Origin of the sequence: Burkholderia sp. 22PA0099 (genome assembly GCF_047497165.1) — a bacterium.
In the GTDB taxonomy this organism is placed as follows: domain Bacteria; phylum Pseudomonadota; class Gammaproteobacteria; order Burkholderiales; family Burkholderiaceae; genus Burkholderia.
In genome coordinates, this window is the sequence record NZ_CP163165.1 from 2,262,751 (window position 1) to 2,277,242 (window position 14,492).

15 protein-coding genes and 1 pseudogene are annotated in these 14,492 nt (G+C 67.2%); 7 read left to right on the plus strand and 9 right to left on the minus strand.

Translation table 11 applies throughout. The features are described 5' to 3' along the window. Positions 1-50 precede the first annotated feature (50 nt). A pseudogene (locus AB4851_RS25730) lies at positions 51-182 on the plus strand (integrase core domain-containing protein); the annotation flags it as partial. 100 nt (positions 183-282) lie between these two features. On the opposite strand, the gene AB4851_RS25735 reads toward AB4851_RS25730, so the two are convergent. After that, complete coding sequence (locus AB4851_RS25735; protein ID WP_414449338.1) at positions 283-1,176, minus strand: helix-turn-helix domain-containing protein; 894 nt, start codon at positions 1,174-1,176, stop codon at positions 283-285. Positions 1,177-1,460: 284 nt separating this feature from the next. Here AB4851_RS25735 and AB4851_RS25740 point away from each other — a divergent pair, with 284 nt between their 5' ends. Further along, positions 1,461-1,745: a hypothetical protein gene (locus tag AB4851_RS25740; protein ID WP_414445229.1), complete on the plus strand. Its 285-nt coding sequence runs from the start codon at positions 1,461-1,463 to the stop codon at positions 1,743-1,745. A 130-nt stretch (positions 1,746-1,875) separates the two neighbouring features. On the opposite strand, the gene AB4851_RS25745 is transcribed toward AB4851_RS25740, so the two are convergent. Next, on the minus strand, positions 1,876-2,811 hold the full coding sequence (locus AB4851_RS25745; protein WP_414449339.1) for a LysR family transcriptional regulator: 936 nt from the start codon (positions 2,809-2,811) through the stop codon (positions 1,876-1,878). A gap of 151 nt (positions 2,812-2,962) precedes the next feature. Here AB4851_RS25745 and AB4851_RS25750 point away from each other — a divergent pair, with 151 nt between their 5' ends. Beyond that, positions 2,963-3,313, plus strand: a complete 351-nt coding sequence (locus tag AB4851_RS25750) for a cupin domain-containing protein (RefSeq protein WP_414449340.1) — start codon at positions 2,963-2,965, stop codon at positions 3,311-3,313. A 52-nt stretch (positions 3,314-3,365) separates the two neighbouring features. Here the strand turns inward: AB4851_RS25750 and AB4851_RS25755 are convergent, their stop codons facing one another. Together AB4851_RS25755 and AB4851_RS25760 are read right to left on the minus strand one after the other, a co-directional pair. After that, positions 3,366-4,109, minus strand: a complete 744-nt coding sequence (locus tag AB4851_RS25755) for a YoaK family protein (RefSeq protein WP_414449341.1) — start codon at positions 4,107-4,109, stop codon at positions 3,366-3,368. 242 nt (positions 4,110-4,351) lie between these two features. Beyond that, positions 4,352-4,624, minus strand: a complete 273-nt coding sequence (locus AB4851_RS25760) for a BON domain-containing protein (protein WP_414451947.1) — start codon at positions 4,622-4,624, stop codon at positions 4,352-4,354. 413 nt (positions 4,625-5,037) lie between these two features. Here AB4851_RS25760 and AB4851_RS25765 point away from each other — a divergent pair, with 413 nt between their 5' ends. Together AB4851_RS25765 and AB4851_RS25770 are read left to right on the plus strand one after the other, a co-directional pair. Then, entirely contained in the window at positions 5,038-6,153 is a 1,116-nt protein-coding gene (locus AB4851_RS25765; protein ID WP_414449342.1) for an acyl-CoA dehydrogenase family protein, read from the plus strand. Between the two features lie 100 nt (positions 6,154-6,253). Then, positions 6,254-6,922, plus strand: a complete 669-nt coding sequence (locus AB4851_RS25770; protein ID WP_414449343.1) for a class I SAM-dependent methyltransferase — start codon at positions 6,254-6,256, stop codon at positions 6,920-6,922. Positions 6,923-6,950: 28 nt separating this feature from the next. Here the strand turns inward: AB4851_RS25770 and AB4851_RS25775 are convergent, their stop codons facing one another. Together AB4851_RS25775 and AB4851_RS25780 are read right to left on the minus strand one after the other, a co-directional pair. Next, positions 6,951-7,718 carry a PIG-L deacetylase family protein gene (locus tag AB4851_RS25775; RefSeq protein WP_414449344.1) on the minus strand — a complete coding sequence of 256 codons (768 nt, stop codon included), beginning with the start codon at positions 7,716-7,718 and terminating at the stop codon, positions 6,951-6,953. Then, on the minus strand, positions 7,715-8,431 hold the full coding sequence (locus tag AB4851_RS25780; protein WP_414449345.1) for a glycosyltransferase: 717 nt from the start codon (positions 8,429-8,431) through the stop codon (positions 7,715-7,717). Before AB4851_RS25780 ends, AB4851_RS25775 begins: the two co-directional genes overlap by 4 nt. Before the next feature lie 374 nt (positions 8,432-8,805). On the opposite strand from AB4851_RS25780, the gene AB4851_RS25785 reads away from it, so the two are divergent. After that, positions 8,806-10,509: an ABC transporter substrate-binding protein gene (locus AB4851_RS25785; protein ID WP_414449346.1), complete on the plus strand. Its 1,704-nt coding sequence runs from the start codon at positions 8,806-8,808 to the stop codon at positions 10,507-10,509. A 273-nt stretch (positions 10,510-10,782) separates the two neighbouring features. Then, complete coding sequence (locus tag AB4851_RS25790; RefSeq protein WP_414445219.1) at positions 10,783-10,908, plus strand: hypothetical protein; 126 nt, start codon at positions 10,783-10,785, stop codon at positions 10,906-10,908. Between the two features lie 164 nt (positions 10,909-11,072). On the opposite strand, the gene AB4851_RS25795 is transcribed toward AB4851_RS25790, so the two are convergent. Genes AB4851_RS25795 through AB4851_RS25805 form a run of 3 tightly spaced genes read right to left on the minus strand, consistent with a single transcriptional unit; the run spans position 11,073 to position 14,461 of the window. Beyond that, the gene (locus tag AB4851_RS25795) at positions 11,073-12,014 is read right to left on the minus strand and encodes a homoserine O-succinyltransferase (protein WP_414449347.1); all 942 of its coding nucleotides are present in this window, start codon (positions 12,012-12,014) and stop codon (positions 11,073-11,075) included. Positions 12,015-12,032: 18 nt separating this feature from the next. After that, positions 12,033-12,839, minus strand: a complete 807-nt coding sequence (locus tag AB4851_RS25800; protein WP_414449348.1) for a thioesterase II family protein — start codon at positions 12,837-12,839, stop codon at positions 12,033-12,035. Then, a complete protein-coding gene (locus AB4851_RS25805; RefSeq protein ID WP_414449349.1) occupies positions 12,836-14,461 on the minus strand; it encodes a cyclic peptide export ABC transporter in 1,626 nt (541 codons plus the stop codon). Before AB4851_RS25805 ends, AB4851_RS25800 begins: the two co-directional genes overlap by 4 nt. Positions 14,462-14,492: the final 31 nt, after the last annotated feature.

The following is a 14,492-nucleotide window of genomic DNA, read 5'->3' on the forward strand; positions in this document are numbered from 1 at the left end:
AGCCTCCTAAAGTAGTTCCCCGCCGCGTCCATATACGCGTCAAAGTTAACATTCTTATCGAGCAATGGCGCCAGTTTTACAACGAAAAGCGTCCGCACAGCACGCATCGCTACCAACCTCCCGCCACGGTCCGTCGAGCCCGGCTGGATTCCGATAACATCGACACCCGACTCACTGCTTGAGTGGCTATAAAATTCCGCCGCAGGTCGCGTTCTCGATCAAGCGGATCTTCCGCAGATGAAATAAACGGCATCCGATTGCTTGGGCCAAGCGTGCCTCGGCTCACATCGCTTCAGCCGGCGGCGACAACGCAAACCACCGAAAATCGTTCGGCGTCATCTCGTAAGCGCGGCGGAATGCGTGATTGAAATCCGACGCGCTGCTGAAGCCCAGCGCGAAGGCGATATCGATGATCGCCATATGCCGAAACTGGCGCAATTGATCCGCGGCTTCACGCAGTCTGCAATTGCGAATGTAGGTCGCCAATCCCCCCTCCGCCTCGAACAGGCGATACAACGTAGCGCGAGACAGTTGCGACGCACGCTGCACACTCTCGGGCGACAGGTCCGACTCGTGCAGATTGGCCGCGATATGACGTCGTATTGCGCCGAACGTCGCGGCGCGCGCCGCAATGCGGGCGGTGCCGGTCAGGCGCGCCTGCTTGCCGAACGCCGCGGCGATCAGCAGCGCGCAGACGCGCATCGCGTCATGCGCCTCGGCCGCCTGCATCCGGGGCAGGTTCCGGCAGAGGTTGTCGAGCATCGACGGGATCAGGCGCGCGACCGGCGAGTGATAGCCGATCACGCTTCCATGAATCGATTCCGGCTCCGGCAGCACCGAACTCAACAGCGCGCGGGGCAGGAAGAACGCCAGCAGGCGGCAGGCGCTGCGCTCCATGCGCATGGGCTGGTTCAGGTCCAGCGCCAGGATGCCGGGCGTGGACTGCATCGATTTGCGCTTCGGATAGAGCCCCGTCGTCGTCTCGACGTGCCCTTCCACGACGATGTGAAACACGTAGTCGCGAACGGTGTCGGTGGAAATCCTCGCCGACGATCGCGCCTGCAATACCGGATCGGTAAGGCAATCCGTGAATCTCAGATCACCCGACCGATACATGTCGATGCTTCCGTGAAAGCCGTCGGCCATTTGGGCGCGCGAGATCGGCACATCGAGCATATGGCCGAGGCGGCTTCGCCAGGCGAGCAACTGCTGCGAACGCGCCTCGGCATGCGTACTGAAATGATCGTGCAGACAAGCGGACGGAACCGTATCGCCGGCCGAGAGATTCGTCGTCAAGAAAGGCACCCCGTAACCATGGCGTTTTGTTTTTTGAAAATGAGACGCCCGATCAATCTATCCGAAGTCGGCTACCTATACTAGCGCGGCTCCATTAATTCAGGAGCCATCGGGAATAGGCATTGGATTTTCAGGAAATATCCACTTAAAACAGGAGATCAAATATGGCTGGCTATGCTGTTACCAATAAAACCGACAAGGAAGTCTGGATCACGATCTACGAGCCGTTCGGCAGCATCATCAGCTACGGCCCGGTCAAGTCGAACGAGACCTGGACTTTCAACAAGGGCGCCTGGGCCGTCGGCTCCACGTATAAGCTGCTCGCCGAATATCCCGTCCAGGAACCGCACAGCTGGGCCACCACCACCCGGCAAACGCTGCGGCACCTGGATTTCGACTCGATCAACCTGATCGGCGGCCCGGACGGCGGCTATTGGCAAACGCCCTGACGCTCACGGGGCGGCACCGGGTTGAAGGTGCCGCCCTGTCACGGCGGGTCCGCCAACGATCGGCGCGGTTTTCGCCCTGGCGGAACGCGATTGGCGAGCGCACGACGCACCCCCCCTCCCCGCGAAGCCGCTATTCCGCAAAACTCGCGTTCACCCGATACGCTTCCGGCAGCTTCAAGATGTCCTCCTTCAACGCCAGCCTGACCAAGCCCAGAAACTCCTGAACCAGCGGCTTCGCGGCATTGGTCTGGGTGTGCAGAAAATAACCGCGCGCAACCATCAGCGGCTCGAACGGCAGCAGAACCACATGCTCGTGCGCGTTGTGCAGCGTCGCGAGCCCGTTCGTCAAGCCGATGCCCAGCCCGCGCGACACCATCGACAGGATCAGCGACGCATACGGCGTTTCGATCGCCGGCACCTGGTCGACGCCGTTCGCCCGCAACACCCGGTCGATCGGTGCGCGCGGTTCGTCCGCATAGGACGGCAGGATCAGGCGCTCGTTGCGCAGGTCGCTCGCGACGATCTTGCTGCGCGAGGCCAGCGGATGCCTGGCCGGCACGGCGCACAGCATCGGCAGGTGATACAGGTCCTCGGACATCACCGCATACGCTTCCGGCGCGACCGACCCGATGCCCACGTCGTAATGCCCCGACGACACCCATCGCTGCATCGTGGCCTCGCTGCGCATCTCGAGCGACACATACACCTGCGGATGCCGCTGCACGAACTGCTCGATCACGGCGGGCATGAAACCCAGCGCGAACAACGGCGCGGCCACGACCCTGAGCCGCCCGGTCGCCATGGTGCGAATTTCGCGCGCGGATTGTTCGAGCATGTCGAGCCCGACGAAGCTGCGTTCCACGTCGCGATAGAACGCCGCGCCGGCCTCGGTGATCTGGATTCTTCCGCCGTTGCGCGAAAACAGTTGCAGGCCCGTTGCGCCCTCCAGCTCCGCGATCAGCCGGCTGATGCCGGGCTGTGACGTGCCGAGCTCGTCCGCCGCCGCGGTCATCGATCCGCGCAACACGACGAGGCGGAATGCCTCGATCTGCCTGACGTTCATCATCCCCTCGTTGCTTGGCCGGCTTTCGAGCTTGCCATAACAAAAATGAATGGGCGGCCATTTTGGCGGTATTTGCCAATGTCCAAGGCCACCTTCAGACTCGCCTCGAACGTGTTGCCAACCCCCTCATTGTTTGATTTTCAGGAGTGAACGCATGACGCAGACGTATTTCCACGTTGACGAGGACCTGGATTTCGCCCCTTCGCGGCCGGCCGATGGCCGTGACGAAGGTTCGTACGCACGCCGGGTGTGGACGGACACCGGCAGCGAACACCCGGCCGCCGTCGCCGTGTGGCGCGCGACGCCGGGCACGTACAGCTATCCGGCCCGCGCGCTGGACGAAACCTTTGTCGTGATCAGCGGCACGGCGCTGTGCCAGGTCGGCGGCGGGGAACAGAAGGAAATCGGCCCGGGCAGCATCGTGAATATCGCCAAGGGCGAAGCGATCACGCTGCAGGTGCAGACCGAACTGCGCAAGGTGGCGACGGTCATTCCGAAGCCCTGAGGCCGATCACGCGGCGCAGCCGCGGGTTGCGCCCGATCGCCCCTGATCGCCCCTAACCGCGCCGGGCCAGCATGTCGTCGAATACCGGCACCAGCGCGAGCGCGACCAGGACGATCGCAAGCGGCACCGTCGAGACGAAGCCGAGATGCCGGAAGCCCGACGCGCCGGCCAGGCCGCCCACCGCGAACGACAGCAGCAGCGAGCCGAGCAGCACCAGCTTGCGACGGTCGGCCCGCACCGCCGGCTCGGCCGCCGAGCCGCCATTCCAATAGACGAGCTTGCCCAGTTCGATGCCGATATCGGTCACCAGCCCCGTGACGTGCGTGGTGCGGATCTCGGCCTTCGAGATCTTCGTGATCATGGCGTTCTGCAGGCCCATCACATAGCAAAGCAGGCACACCGTCGCCGGCACGAACAGCACGTGATGCGTTTCGAGATGCGCGCCCAGCAGGCCGAACAGCAGCAGGAGCGCGGCCTCCAGCATCAGCGGCATCGCGTACAGGCTGGTCAGGCGCCGGCGGCGGCCCCAATTGATCAGGATGGCCGAGGTTGCGGAGCCGGCGAGAAACGCCACGAGGGAACTCAGCGCCGCGGCCACGAGGTCGAGTTCGCCGATCGCGAGATTGTCGGCCAGCGAGGACACGATGCCGGACATGTGCGACGTGTACTGCCCGACCGCGAAGAAGCCGCCCGCGTTGGCGGCGCCCGCCACGAACGCGAGCACGCGCCCGAGACGACGGTTCGACGTCTCGTTGCGCTCGGGCGAAGTGAAACCGCGAAGATAGTGGATGGGCATGAAGACCCTCGATGCCGTCGGATGGCGCCCCGGAGCTTGCCTCCGGGCGGGGCATCCTGACGCGGGCGGCAGCCGGGTCGGCCCGGCGGCATGGCGCGCGAACAATTTGCAAGCATCGTGTACAAAAGCGTCGGTTGGCGCGTGCCGGCGGGTTTCGTCGGAGGGAATGGCCGGGAACAAGGGCAAAGGCGGCCCGTGCCGCGCATCGAGAAGGCGCGGATTGCCCCGCCCCCCCACGACCGTTACCGGCCTCGCCTGCCGTCCGGCCTGATCGTGACGGTCCGGCGCTCCGGGGTCAGCACCACGGGCGAGGCGCTTCCCGGCTCGATCGTGAGGCGGTTGTCGACCCCGGCCACACCGGGGCAGCCCACGGCGGCTCGACCGATTGCGTCGCGCAGCTTGGCGGACGGCACGCCGCCGTCCAGCGTCACATGCGCCTGCCGCACCTTGACCGACACGCGCGCCGCCCCGCGATCGAGCACCGGCGCGATCGCCGCGCGCACCGCCCGGTCGATGGCTGCGTCCTGATCCGCGAGGCCGCCGCGGCCGAGGCGTCGTTCCGGGGGGACATTTCGGCTCGCGGCAGATCGTCGGAGCCGGGGCCGGTCACCGTCATTCGCACGCCGGGCGGCCTTGCGAGATCGAGGGCCGGTAAGGCGAACACCTTGTCGGGCAGGACCGAATCAAGTCGGGATGTCATGGCGCACCTCCGCAAAAAAAAAAGGGGCAGCGCGTGGCGTCAAGGCATCGCTCGCCTCCCCTCCTGATTGCATTGCAAGCATCGTGCCGTGCTGCGGTGCCTCGGAATCGCCGAGCAATGACAAGCCCGGCAGTCGCGCGCCTGCCCATCCGCCTCGCCGCCGGGGAGGCACGGCCCGTGCTTGTGTTCATCATCGATTCGGCCAGAACACGGGAGCCAGAACCCTTCATGACGCACACCTCGCAGGAACAGGCGAACGGCCAGCATCGAGCGCGTGGGGCGGTGCGGCGGCCGCCCGGCGTGCCGCCCACGCCTCGCAATCCCGTTGCTGACCTGGCGAGCCTCGACGCCTTGCTCGCCACCCTGCCCGCCTCGCTCGACGACACCACGCTGGCAGCGGCGGCGCATCGGCTCATCGAGGCATTCCCGCATCTGCCGCGTCCCGGCGCGGGCAATACGCTCGCGCGCTGGCGCTTTCTGGCCGGCGTGGCCGGCCGTGACCTGCCGCTGGTCAAGCTTGTCGAAGCGCACGCCGATGCCGATGCGATCCTGGCCGAGCTGGGCGGTCCGATGCCCGAAGAGCGCGAACCTGGGCTGCTCGCCGTGTGGGCCGCCCGTTCGCCCGCGGGCGATTTGCGGATCTCGATGCGATCCGGAAGCACCGGCCCGGTTCGGCTCAACGGCACGAAGGCCTGGTGCTCGGGCGCGCACTGCGTCGACACCGCGCTCGTGACCTGTATCGATGCCGACGGCCACGACCGGCTCGCGATTGTCGCGATGCGCCAGCCCGGCGTGACGATCAGCGCGCGCGGCTGGGATGCGCTCGGCATGCGGGCGACGCGCAGCGTGGAAGTCGATTTCGTCGATGCCGCCGCCACCCTGGTCGGGCCGCCCGGCGCGTACGTGCAACGCCCGGGCTTCTGGCACGGCGGCGCGGGCATCGCCGCCTGCTGGTATGGCGGCGCGGCGGCGTTGGCCACGCGCCTGCGCGACGCCGCCGGCAAGCGCGACGATCCGCATCTGCACGCGCATCTGGGCACCGCCGACATCGCGCTGACCGCCGCACGCGCCCTGCTGCGCGAAACGGCGCAAGCCATCGACGCCGAACCGCGTGCCGACGCGATGGCGGCGGCGCTGCGTGCGCGCGGCGCGGCCGAACACGCTGCCGACACGGTGCTGCGCGCCGCGCAACGTGGGCTCGGTGCGGGCCCGTTGTGCCGCGACCGCTGGTTCGCGCAGATGGCGGCGGATCTGCCCGTGTTCCTTCGCCAGAGTCATGCCGAGCGCGACCTGGCTGCGCTGGGCGCGGCGCTGGCGACGTCTCGACCCGGATGGCGCCTGTGACGATGCGTCCCGCTCCCGTGCTCCTTCTCCGGCGTCATGCCGAGCGCGACCTTGACGCGTTGGGCGTGGCGCTGGCGAAATCTCGACCCGGATGGCGCCTGTGAAGACGCCCCCCGCTTCCATCAACCTCGACACGCTCGCGCGACAGGCCCGCTTCGATGCGAAGTTCGCCAACGGCGACGACCCGTGGCGCACCCGCTCGAGCTGGTACGAAGCCCGCAAGCGCGCGCTGCTGCTCGCGGCGCTGCCCCGCGAACGCTACCGTCGCGCGTTCGAGCCGGGTTGCGCGAACGGCGAGTTGTCGGCAGCGCTCGCCCCGCGCTGCGCCACGCTGCTGTCGGCCGATTTCTCGCCGCGCGCCGTGGCCCTGGCGCGCCAACGGCTCGCCCCGTTCCCGCATGCTCGCGTGGAGACGCGCGCGATGCCGGACGACTGGCCCGACGGCGGTTTCGACCTGATCGTCGTCAGCGAATTCGCTTACTACCTGGATGCCCCGTCGCGCTGCGCAGCGCTGGCCCGCCGCGCCTGCGCCGCCCTCGATCGCGACGGCACGCTCGCCTGCTGCCACTGGCGGCATGGCGCCGACGACATGCGGATCGACGCCGCCACGGTTCACGCCTGTTTCGCGCAAGCCGCATCGGCCGCCTCGCTGACCCTCGCGACGCATATCGACGATGCCGATTTCCTGCTCGATGTCTGGAGCGCCGAGCCGGGCAGCCTCGCGCGCAGGGAAGCGGCGCATCACGAGATGGCGGGCCGCAGCGCATAAGCCGGGGCGACCGGTTCAGCGCCACGCGTCACCCATCGACACGCCAGTACCGCTCGGGACGATCGAGATCGCCGAGCGGGCCGCTGCCGAACGCCCGCAACTGACTGGCGTAGGCCGCCACGGCGCGTCGTTTGACGTCGCGCGCCCGATCTCCCTCGCGATCCGGGCACCAGCCGCCATCGAGCGGCGTGATCCGTGCGCCCGAGCGTCGTAGCGCATCGAGGCAGTGCTCGACCTCGCCGTGCGCGTTCCGATGGATCGCCTCTTCGTAGACGAGACAGGCCCCGAGCCGACCCGCGCGTCGCAGGTAACGCCACGCCTCGGCCACGCGCCGATGATCGGGATGCCGCAAGCCGAGCGGCAGCAGCGGCACGACGCCGGGCGACAGCGCCAGTTGCTCCGCCAGGGCGCGGGCCAACGTCGGAACGTCGGGCGACGCGCCGTATTGATCGTCGAGGAACGCGAGATGAACGCCGCGCGCGCCGCAGCAGGCCAACGCCTGCGCGTCCTCGTGCAAGCGCCCGGCCATCGCGGCGGTGGAATGCGCGAAGCCGGCCGCCTGATCCCAGGAGCGGTGCTGCGGCGATGCCGGCGTGCCGGCAAACACCGTGCACACGATTGCGCCGGGCCGGGTCGCGAGCAAGGCCGCGCAACCGAACACCGCGTCGTCGAGATGGGGGGAGACGACGAACAGCGGCGCGTGCTCGTCGTCATGGCTCGGCGGCCGGGCGGAAAGCGCTGCGTTCGATTCCGGCGCGGCGCAATCCTGCATCACCGGCCGCATCACCGGCTTCATGACGCGACTGGCGCGACGCCCGCCAGCCCGTCCGGCTCCGCTTCATCCGCGGATCGCAACGGGACCCGCGCCCAGGCGCCGAGCGTGTCGCCGAAGCCCCCGCGCGCACGCGGATCGCGGCGCGCGCTGGTCACCACGCGCGGCGTGGCGCTCCAGGCAATCGACGCCCCGGTTGCGGCCAGCAAGTCGACCAGCATGACATCCTCGCTGCAGGCCAGCGGCGGAAACCCGCCGGCACGCCGGTAAGCCTGTGCGCTGACGCCGAGGTTCGCGCCATGGACGTGGCGATGGCCTTCCGTATCGCGATAGGTGCGCCGCCAGTGCTCGCGCACGCTGGCCGGGTGGCCCCGCCAATCGTCGATGCTCACCGTCCCGCACACGGCGTCCGCGCCCAGCGCCAGTTGCGCGGCCAGCCAGTCCGGCGCGACGCGGGTGTCCGCGTCGGTAAAGGCGAGCCAGCGCGCGCCCGCCTCCAGCAGCCGATCGGCGCCGGCCGCCCGCGCCACACCGACGTTGCGCGCGTGCACCACCAGGGTCGCCACGCCGAAGCCGGTCGCGATCCGTGCCGAGCCGTCGCGGCAACTGTCGAGCACGACCATCACCTGCACCGGCTCGTGCGCGAGCGCGGGGTGGCGCGCCGCCGCCAGGACGCTCGACAGGCATGACGCAAGCCGGTGCGCCTCGTTATGGGCGGGAATCACGACACCAATCATGGCGGGTCCTTTGCGAAAGCAATCGATCCTGATCGAGACGCAAATCGGATGCCCGGTGCGGGATCGACACACCGGGGCGTCGCGGGGCGTCGTTCTGGTCAAGGGCCGACGCGATTTTTTACAGGGTTTGCAATATCGCGCGGTCAACGCCGAACCGGTCGCCGCTCGAAGGCCGGCGAACCCCCCCCGCTCACGCCATCGCGCCTGTCCGTCCGATCCCCGCCTCGGGCACGGTCCGTCATGCGCTCCACGCCTGATGCAACGCCTGATAAGCATTCGAGAAATGCCGCAAAGTCGTGCCGAAAACTGCCGCCATAATGAGCCGCCTCGCGCGGCAAGGGGCCGCGCGTTTCGTTTCCGCCAGGAGTCGCACCATGGTTCAGACGCCCGCGAGCAGCGCAGAAGATCGCCAACCCGATTCGACCGAAAGCGACGGCCACGCGTTGTCGCGCCGCCGTTTCTTCGGCCTGACGGGCGCGCTGCTCGCGCTCGGCGGCGGCTGGCCCGCGACCGACGCGTTCGCGCTGACCGATGCCGATCCGGGCGCAAGCAGCGGCGGCGCCGCACCGCGTCGCGGCGGCGTGCTCGACGCGGTGGTCACGCCCGAGCCGCCGACGCTGGCGATCTTCCTGAACACGTCCACGCCCGGTCGCGCGGTCGCCAGCAAGATCTTCGACGGGCTGCTCGATTACGGCGCGGACCTGAAGCCGCGCCCGCAGCTTGCCGAAAGCGTCACGCCGTCCGCCGACGGCCTGAGCTGGACCATCCGGCTGCGGCAAGGCGTGCAGTGGCACGACGGCAAGCCGTTCACCGCCGCCGACGTCAAGTATTCCGGCGAGGTGATCTGGAAGCAGTACGCGCCGGTCGCGCGGCGCCTGTTCCAATACCTGACGCGCGTCGACACGCCCGACAGCCACACCGCGATCCTGCGCCTGTCGAAGCCGTCGCCGGTGATCCTCAACGCGCTCGATGCGATTGCCGCGCCGATCCTGCCGCGCCATCTGTACGAAGGCACCGACATCCTGAACAACCCGTACAACAACCGCCCGGTCGGCACCGGGCCGTTCGTGTTCAAGAGCTGGCAGCGCGGCAGCGACATCCAGCTGACCCGCTTCGCGCATTACTGGCGCGAGAACGGGCCGTATCTCGACGGCATCACGTGGAAGATCGTGCCCGACGCCGGCGCGCGCGCCGTCGGGCTCGAAACCGGCTCGGTGAAGTATGGCGAGCGCAACCCGGTCACGTTCTCGGACGCGGACCGTCTCGCGCAATCGCCGTCGCTGGTGGTGAGCCGAGCCGGCTACAACGGCTTCGCGGCGAACTTCTGGCTGATCCCGAACCTGCGCCACCCGATCCTCGGCAACCTGAAGGTGCGTCAGGCGATCCTGCACGCGATCAACCGCGCGGCGCTGGTCAATACCGTGTGGCGCGGCTACGCCAAGCCGGCGACCGGCCCGGTGTCGTCATTGCTGAAAACGTTCTACACGGCGGATACGCCGCAATACGCGTTCGATCGCAAGGCCGCCGAGGCGCTGCTCGACGAGGCCGGCTATCCGCGCAAGGCCGATGGCTGGCGCTTCAGGATCAATCACGATTTCATCCCGTACGGCGACGACTATCAGCGCACCGGCGAATTCGTGCGGCAGGCGTTGCGCGCGGTCGGCATCGACGTGACGCTGCGCGCGTTCGACCTGGCCGCGTGGACCAAGAACGTGTTCACCGACTACGCGTTCGATCTGGTCAGCTCGTGGGGCGTGAACTGGCAGGACCCGCAGATCGGCGTCGAGCAGTATTTCTGGTCGAAGGCCGCGGTGCGCGGCGTCGCGTGGCAGAACGCGGCCGGCTATGCGAGCGCGGAGACGGATCGCGTGATCGAGGCCGCGCAGGTCGAGACGGATCTGGCGAAGCGCGTCGCGCTGTATGCGCAGTTGCAGCGGCTCGTGCAGCGCGATTTGCCGCAACTCTACCTGTTCGAATTCCGCTGGTTCGGCGTGTGGGACAAGCATCTGCGCAATGTTGCGGATACCTATGACCACTCGCAGAGCAACTTCGCGGAGGTCGGGTTCGATAACGTGTGAGGGGGCGATGCGGGGTGATGGGAATGAACCGAAACGTCGCGAGCAATAAACAATCGGGGCAGCGTTGACACGCGCATCACCCCGGTGCACCATCCGCGAAGCAGTGATGAAAATAATCGGCCATTCAACCCAATTCTCACTTTTCCTCAAATGGCACATTTACTCTCCACCCTTTGCTTTTCCTGTCCGACTTGCCAAAAGCCGTTGAATGGAAGCTGGGAAGTATTGGCGCCATCGGAAGTCTATCAATTGAGATGCTGGGATTGCCAGACCGTGTTCAACGGCCTGATGGTGGTGTGCGAGCAGTGCGACGCGGACAACTTCATCATGGATACCCGCCCGATCGCCCGCGCGGAAGCCGCCTGTTCGCAATGCGGCCATATCAATGTCAACCCATAGGCACGGGCCGAATTCTTTAAATAAAACCGAACGGCATTGATTTGATATTTGCCGCCGCAATCACTGACGTCATTGCACCTTGATTCACGTTTTCCATTGATCAAACCGGGCGCGGGGCCGCAATGGCCCTCGCCCGCGATTCGCTTCATCCCGCCCGCACGTTTTCAAACCCGCAACGTCTCCTGCGACTCACCGCCGATCAGATCGATTTCATACGGCGTGGTCTGATAGATCTCGCCGAGCCAGTTCGCGAACAGCAGATACGCATGGCTTTTCCATCGGTTGAGCGGCGCGCGCTCGGGATCGTCGCCGGGGAAATAGTCGAACGGCACCGCCGGCGCGAGGTTCTTGGCCACGTCCCGCACGTACTCCTCGCGCAGCGTGTCCGCATCGTATTCGATGTGGCTGAACATGCAGAGCGAGCGGTGCTTGAGATCCTCCAGCATGCACAGCCCCGCCTCCGGCGAATCGAGCAGCACGCGAATGTCGGACCCGGGCGGGAAATCCTCCTGCCTGATCTCGGTGCGCCGCGAGATCGGCGCGACGCAGTTGTCGGCGAAACCGCGCAGGTAGGGCGAGTTCGGCACGCGGTTCAGATGCGGGAATACGCCGAACGCCTTCTTCGGCAACAGCCGGGTGGGAATGCCGTAGAAGTGATAAAGCGACGCCTGCGCCGCCCAGCAGAGGTTCAGCGTGGAATGGACGTGAGTCTGCGTCCATTCGAAGATCTCGGTCAGTTCCTCCCAGTACCGCACCTCCTCGTACTTCAGCATGCCCAGCGGCGCGCCGGTGATCACGAAGCCGTCGAACTTCTCCGTGCGGACATCGGCCCACGGGCGGTAGAACGCGCTCAGATGGCCTTCCGAGGTGTTGCGCGAGCCGTGATCGGTGATACGGATCAGCGATAGCTCGACCTGCAGCGGCGTGGGCGCGAGCAGGCGCGCGATCTGCGTTTCGGTGCGGATCTTGTTCGGCATCAGGTTGAGCAGGCCGATCCGCAGCGGGCGGATGTTCTGGCGCACGGCGTCGGACTCGCGGATGAGGCTGACGCCTTCGGCTTCGAGCGCGCTCACGGCGGGCAAGTCGTTGGGGATCTTCAGGGGCATGGTCGTTCTCCTCGATGGTTATCGCGCGCGCAGCGCGGTCGCGCTCAACTCGGCGTTCAGTTGCAGGATCACCTTGTCCATCTGCGGACGAATGAAGAAATGGTCGCCGTCGAACCAGTGCTGCGCGAAGGCAGCCTGCGTCTCGCGCCCCCAGCCGTCGATCTTTTCGGGCGAGGTCTGGTCGTCGGCGCGGCCGGCGAACGCGGTAATCGGCACCTCGAGCGGCGCGCCGCCTTGGTAGACGTAATGCGCCACCAGCGCGAAATCGGCGCGGATCGCCGGCGCCATCAGCCGCATCAGTTCCGCGTGCTGCAATACCTCGGCCGGGGTGCCGTTGTAGCGCGTCAGGCGCTCGATCATCTTGTCGTCGTCGTGCTCGTCGAGCGCCTCCACCGGCTCGCGCAACTGCGGCGACGCGCAGCCCGACACGATCAGCTTGGCCGGCAGCGGCAAGCGCGAGCGCTGCAGATGCCGCGTCAGCTCGAACGCCAGCAGCGCGCCGAGGCTGTGCCCGAAGAACGCGAACGGCCCGGCGTCCTGCGCGGCGATCACGTCCGACAGCCGTCGCACCAGCGCGGCCAGGTCGCGCTCGGCAGGCTCCGCCAGGCGCATGCCGCGCGCGGGCAACTGCACGGCGCACAGTTCGATTCCGGCATCGAGCGCGGCGCGCCACGGCTGGTAGATCGTGGCGCTGCCGCCCGCGTAGGAAAAGCAATAGAGGCGCAGGCGGCGGGCCGCGTCGGGCGGCCCGAAGCGCGTCAGCCACGGGTTGGTTCCGGCGGTGCGTGGCGTGCCGGGGCGAAGTGTGGTCGGTTCGTGATTCATGCGTCGGGACTCGTGCGAGAGCTTCCATCCACCAGATGGAAGAGATGATCGGCGTGGTGGTAGTACTGGTCGTCATGCGTGATCACGATGACGGTCTTGCCGCGTGCGCGCAGCTCCGGCAGCAACTCGGTGTAGAACACGCGCTTGAACACCGGGTCCTGGTCGGAGGCCCACTCGTCGAACAGATAGATGGCGCGGTCCTCCAGATACGACACCAGCAGCGTGAGCCGCTTGCGCTGGCCGGTGGACAGCGACAGCGTGGAAAAGCGCCCGTCCTCGAAGCTCACCTTGTGGTCGATCTCGAGCCGGCTCAGGTAATGCCGCACGCGCGGGGCGGTGTCGGCGGTGACCGGTTCGAGCAGGCGTTCGAACAGGTGGAAATCGGCGAACACCGCCGTGAACTGGTTGCGGTAATGCACCAGATTGTCGGGCGTGACGTCCACGCCGTGCAGCGTGAGGCGGCCCTGCTCCACCGAATACAGGCCGAGCAGCAGCATCGCGAGCGTGGTCTTGCCGCTGCCGTTCGGTCCCACGATGTAGCTGATCCGGCCGAGCGGAATCTCCAGGTTCAGCGGCCCGACGGCGAAGCCGCGCTCGCCGTCGTGGTGCACGTAGCGCACGTCCGACAGCACCAGCGACGCCGGGCCGCCCGCGAACGGCGACGCGTCGGCCTCCGCCAGCGCGGGCGCAGGCGTGGAATCGTCGAGCGAATCGCTGAGGGCCTGCGCCTTGTTCAGCGCCACCGCGCCGCGTTGCAGCGTGGGCATGGCGGTCAGCAGCGCGCCGACCGGCTCCACCAGGTAGAGCAGCATCAGCGCGACCATCGGCAAGGTGGGCGAACTCTGCGGAAACCAGTGCGACACGCCGAACACGAGAATCCCGAGCGCGATGAAGAACTGCATCGAGCCGAGGTTCGACACCCAGGTGTAGCCGGCCATCCCCGCGAAGAACGCGCGGCGCAGCTTGTCGGCGCCCGGCTCCAGCACGTCCTTGATGAAGTGATGGGCGCGCCGCTGGTTCAGTTGCAGCTCCTTGGCGCCCTCGACCAGGCTGCGAAAATCGCGGAACAGCACGTCGGTCTGCTCGCGCGCCTCCACGAAGCGCCGCGCCGGCCCGCGCTGCGCGAACGTGAAGAACGCCGAGCCCGCCACCAGGAACAGCACCAGCGCCAGAAAGCTCTGCCACGACAGCCACGCGATGTAGCCGAGGCACGCCAGCAGCACGATGGCGTTGCCGAACAGGATCGGCAGCAACTGCGAGCAGGTGGCGAACGTGCTGAGATCCTCCGTCAGGATCGCGAGCAGCGCCGCCGGCCCCATCGATTGCAGCTTGCGCAGCGGCGTGGCGAGCAGCTTGCGACTCAGCGAGATGCGCAGCTTGAAGATCATCGATTGAGAAATTTGCAGCAGCGCCAGCTCCGAGGCGGCCTTGCTCGCCAGTTGCAGCACGCACAGGCCGGCGAACGACAACGCGAGCGCGCCGGTGGCGTCGTGCTGTTCGATCACCCGCCCGATGATCGCCACCAGCGCGGCGCTGCTCAGGCCGCTCACGATGCCGCCGGCGATCACGACGGTGAGCAGCCGCCAGGATTGGCGATACAGCCGTGCAATGAGTTTCAGCATGGCACCGTCCCTGCCCCTGCCCCTGCCCCTG

Coding starts and splice junctions, on each gene's coding strand:
- AB4851_RS25735 (WP_414449338.1), bottom strand. CDS start 1,176: ATGCTCGATGTGCCGATCTCGCGCGCCCAAATGGCCGACGGCTTTCAC.
- AB4851_RS25740 (WP_414445229.1), top strand. CDS start 1,461: ATGGCTGGCTATGCTGTTACCAATAAAACCGACAAGGAAGTCTGGATC.
- AB4851_RS25745 (WP_414449339.1), bottom strand. CDS start 2,811: ATGATGAACGTCAGGCAGATCGAGGCATTCCGCCTCGTCGTGTTGCGC.
- AB4851_RS25750 (WP_414449340.1), top strand. CDS start 2,963: ATGACGCAGACGTATTTCCACGTTGACGAGGACCTGGATTTCGCCCCT.
- AB4851_RS25755 (WP_414449341.1), bottom strand. CDS start 4,109: ATGCCCATCCACTATCTTCGCGGTTTCACTTCGCCCGAGCGCAACGAG.
- AB4851_RS25765 (WP_414449342.1), top strand. CDS start 5,038: ATGACGCACACCTCGCAGGAACAGGCGAACGGCCAGCATCGAGCGCGT.
- AB4851_RS25775 (WP_414449344.1), bottom strand. CDS start 7,718: ATGAAGCCGGTGATGCGGCCGGTGATGCAGGATTGCGCCGCGCCGGAA.
- AB4851_RS25780 (WP_414449345.1), bottom strand. CDS start 8,431: ATGATTGGTGTCGTGATTCCCGCCCATAACGAGGCGCACCGGCTTGCG.
- AB4851_RS25785 (WP_414449346.1), top strand. CDS start 8,806: ATGGTTCAGACGCCCGCGAGCAGCGCAGAAGATCGCCAACCCGATTCG.
- AB4851_RS25795 (WP_414449347.1), bottom strand. CDS start 12,014: ATGCCCCTGAAGATCCCCAACGACTTGCCCGCCGTGAGCGCGCTCGAA.
- AB4851_RS25800 (WP_414449348.1), bottom strand. CDS start 12,839: ATGAATCACGAACCGACCACACTTCGCCCCGGCACGCCACGCACCGCC.
- AB4851_RS25805 (WP_414449349.1), bottom strand. CDS start 14,461: ATGCTGAAACTCATTGCACGGCTGTATCGCCAATCCTGGCGGCTGCTC.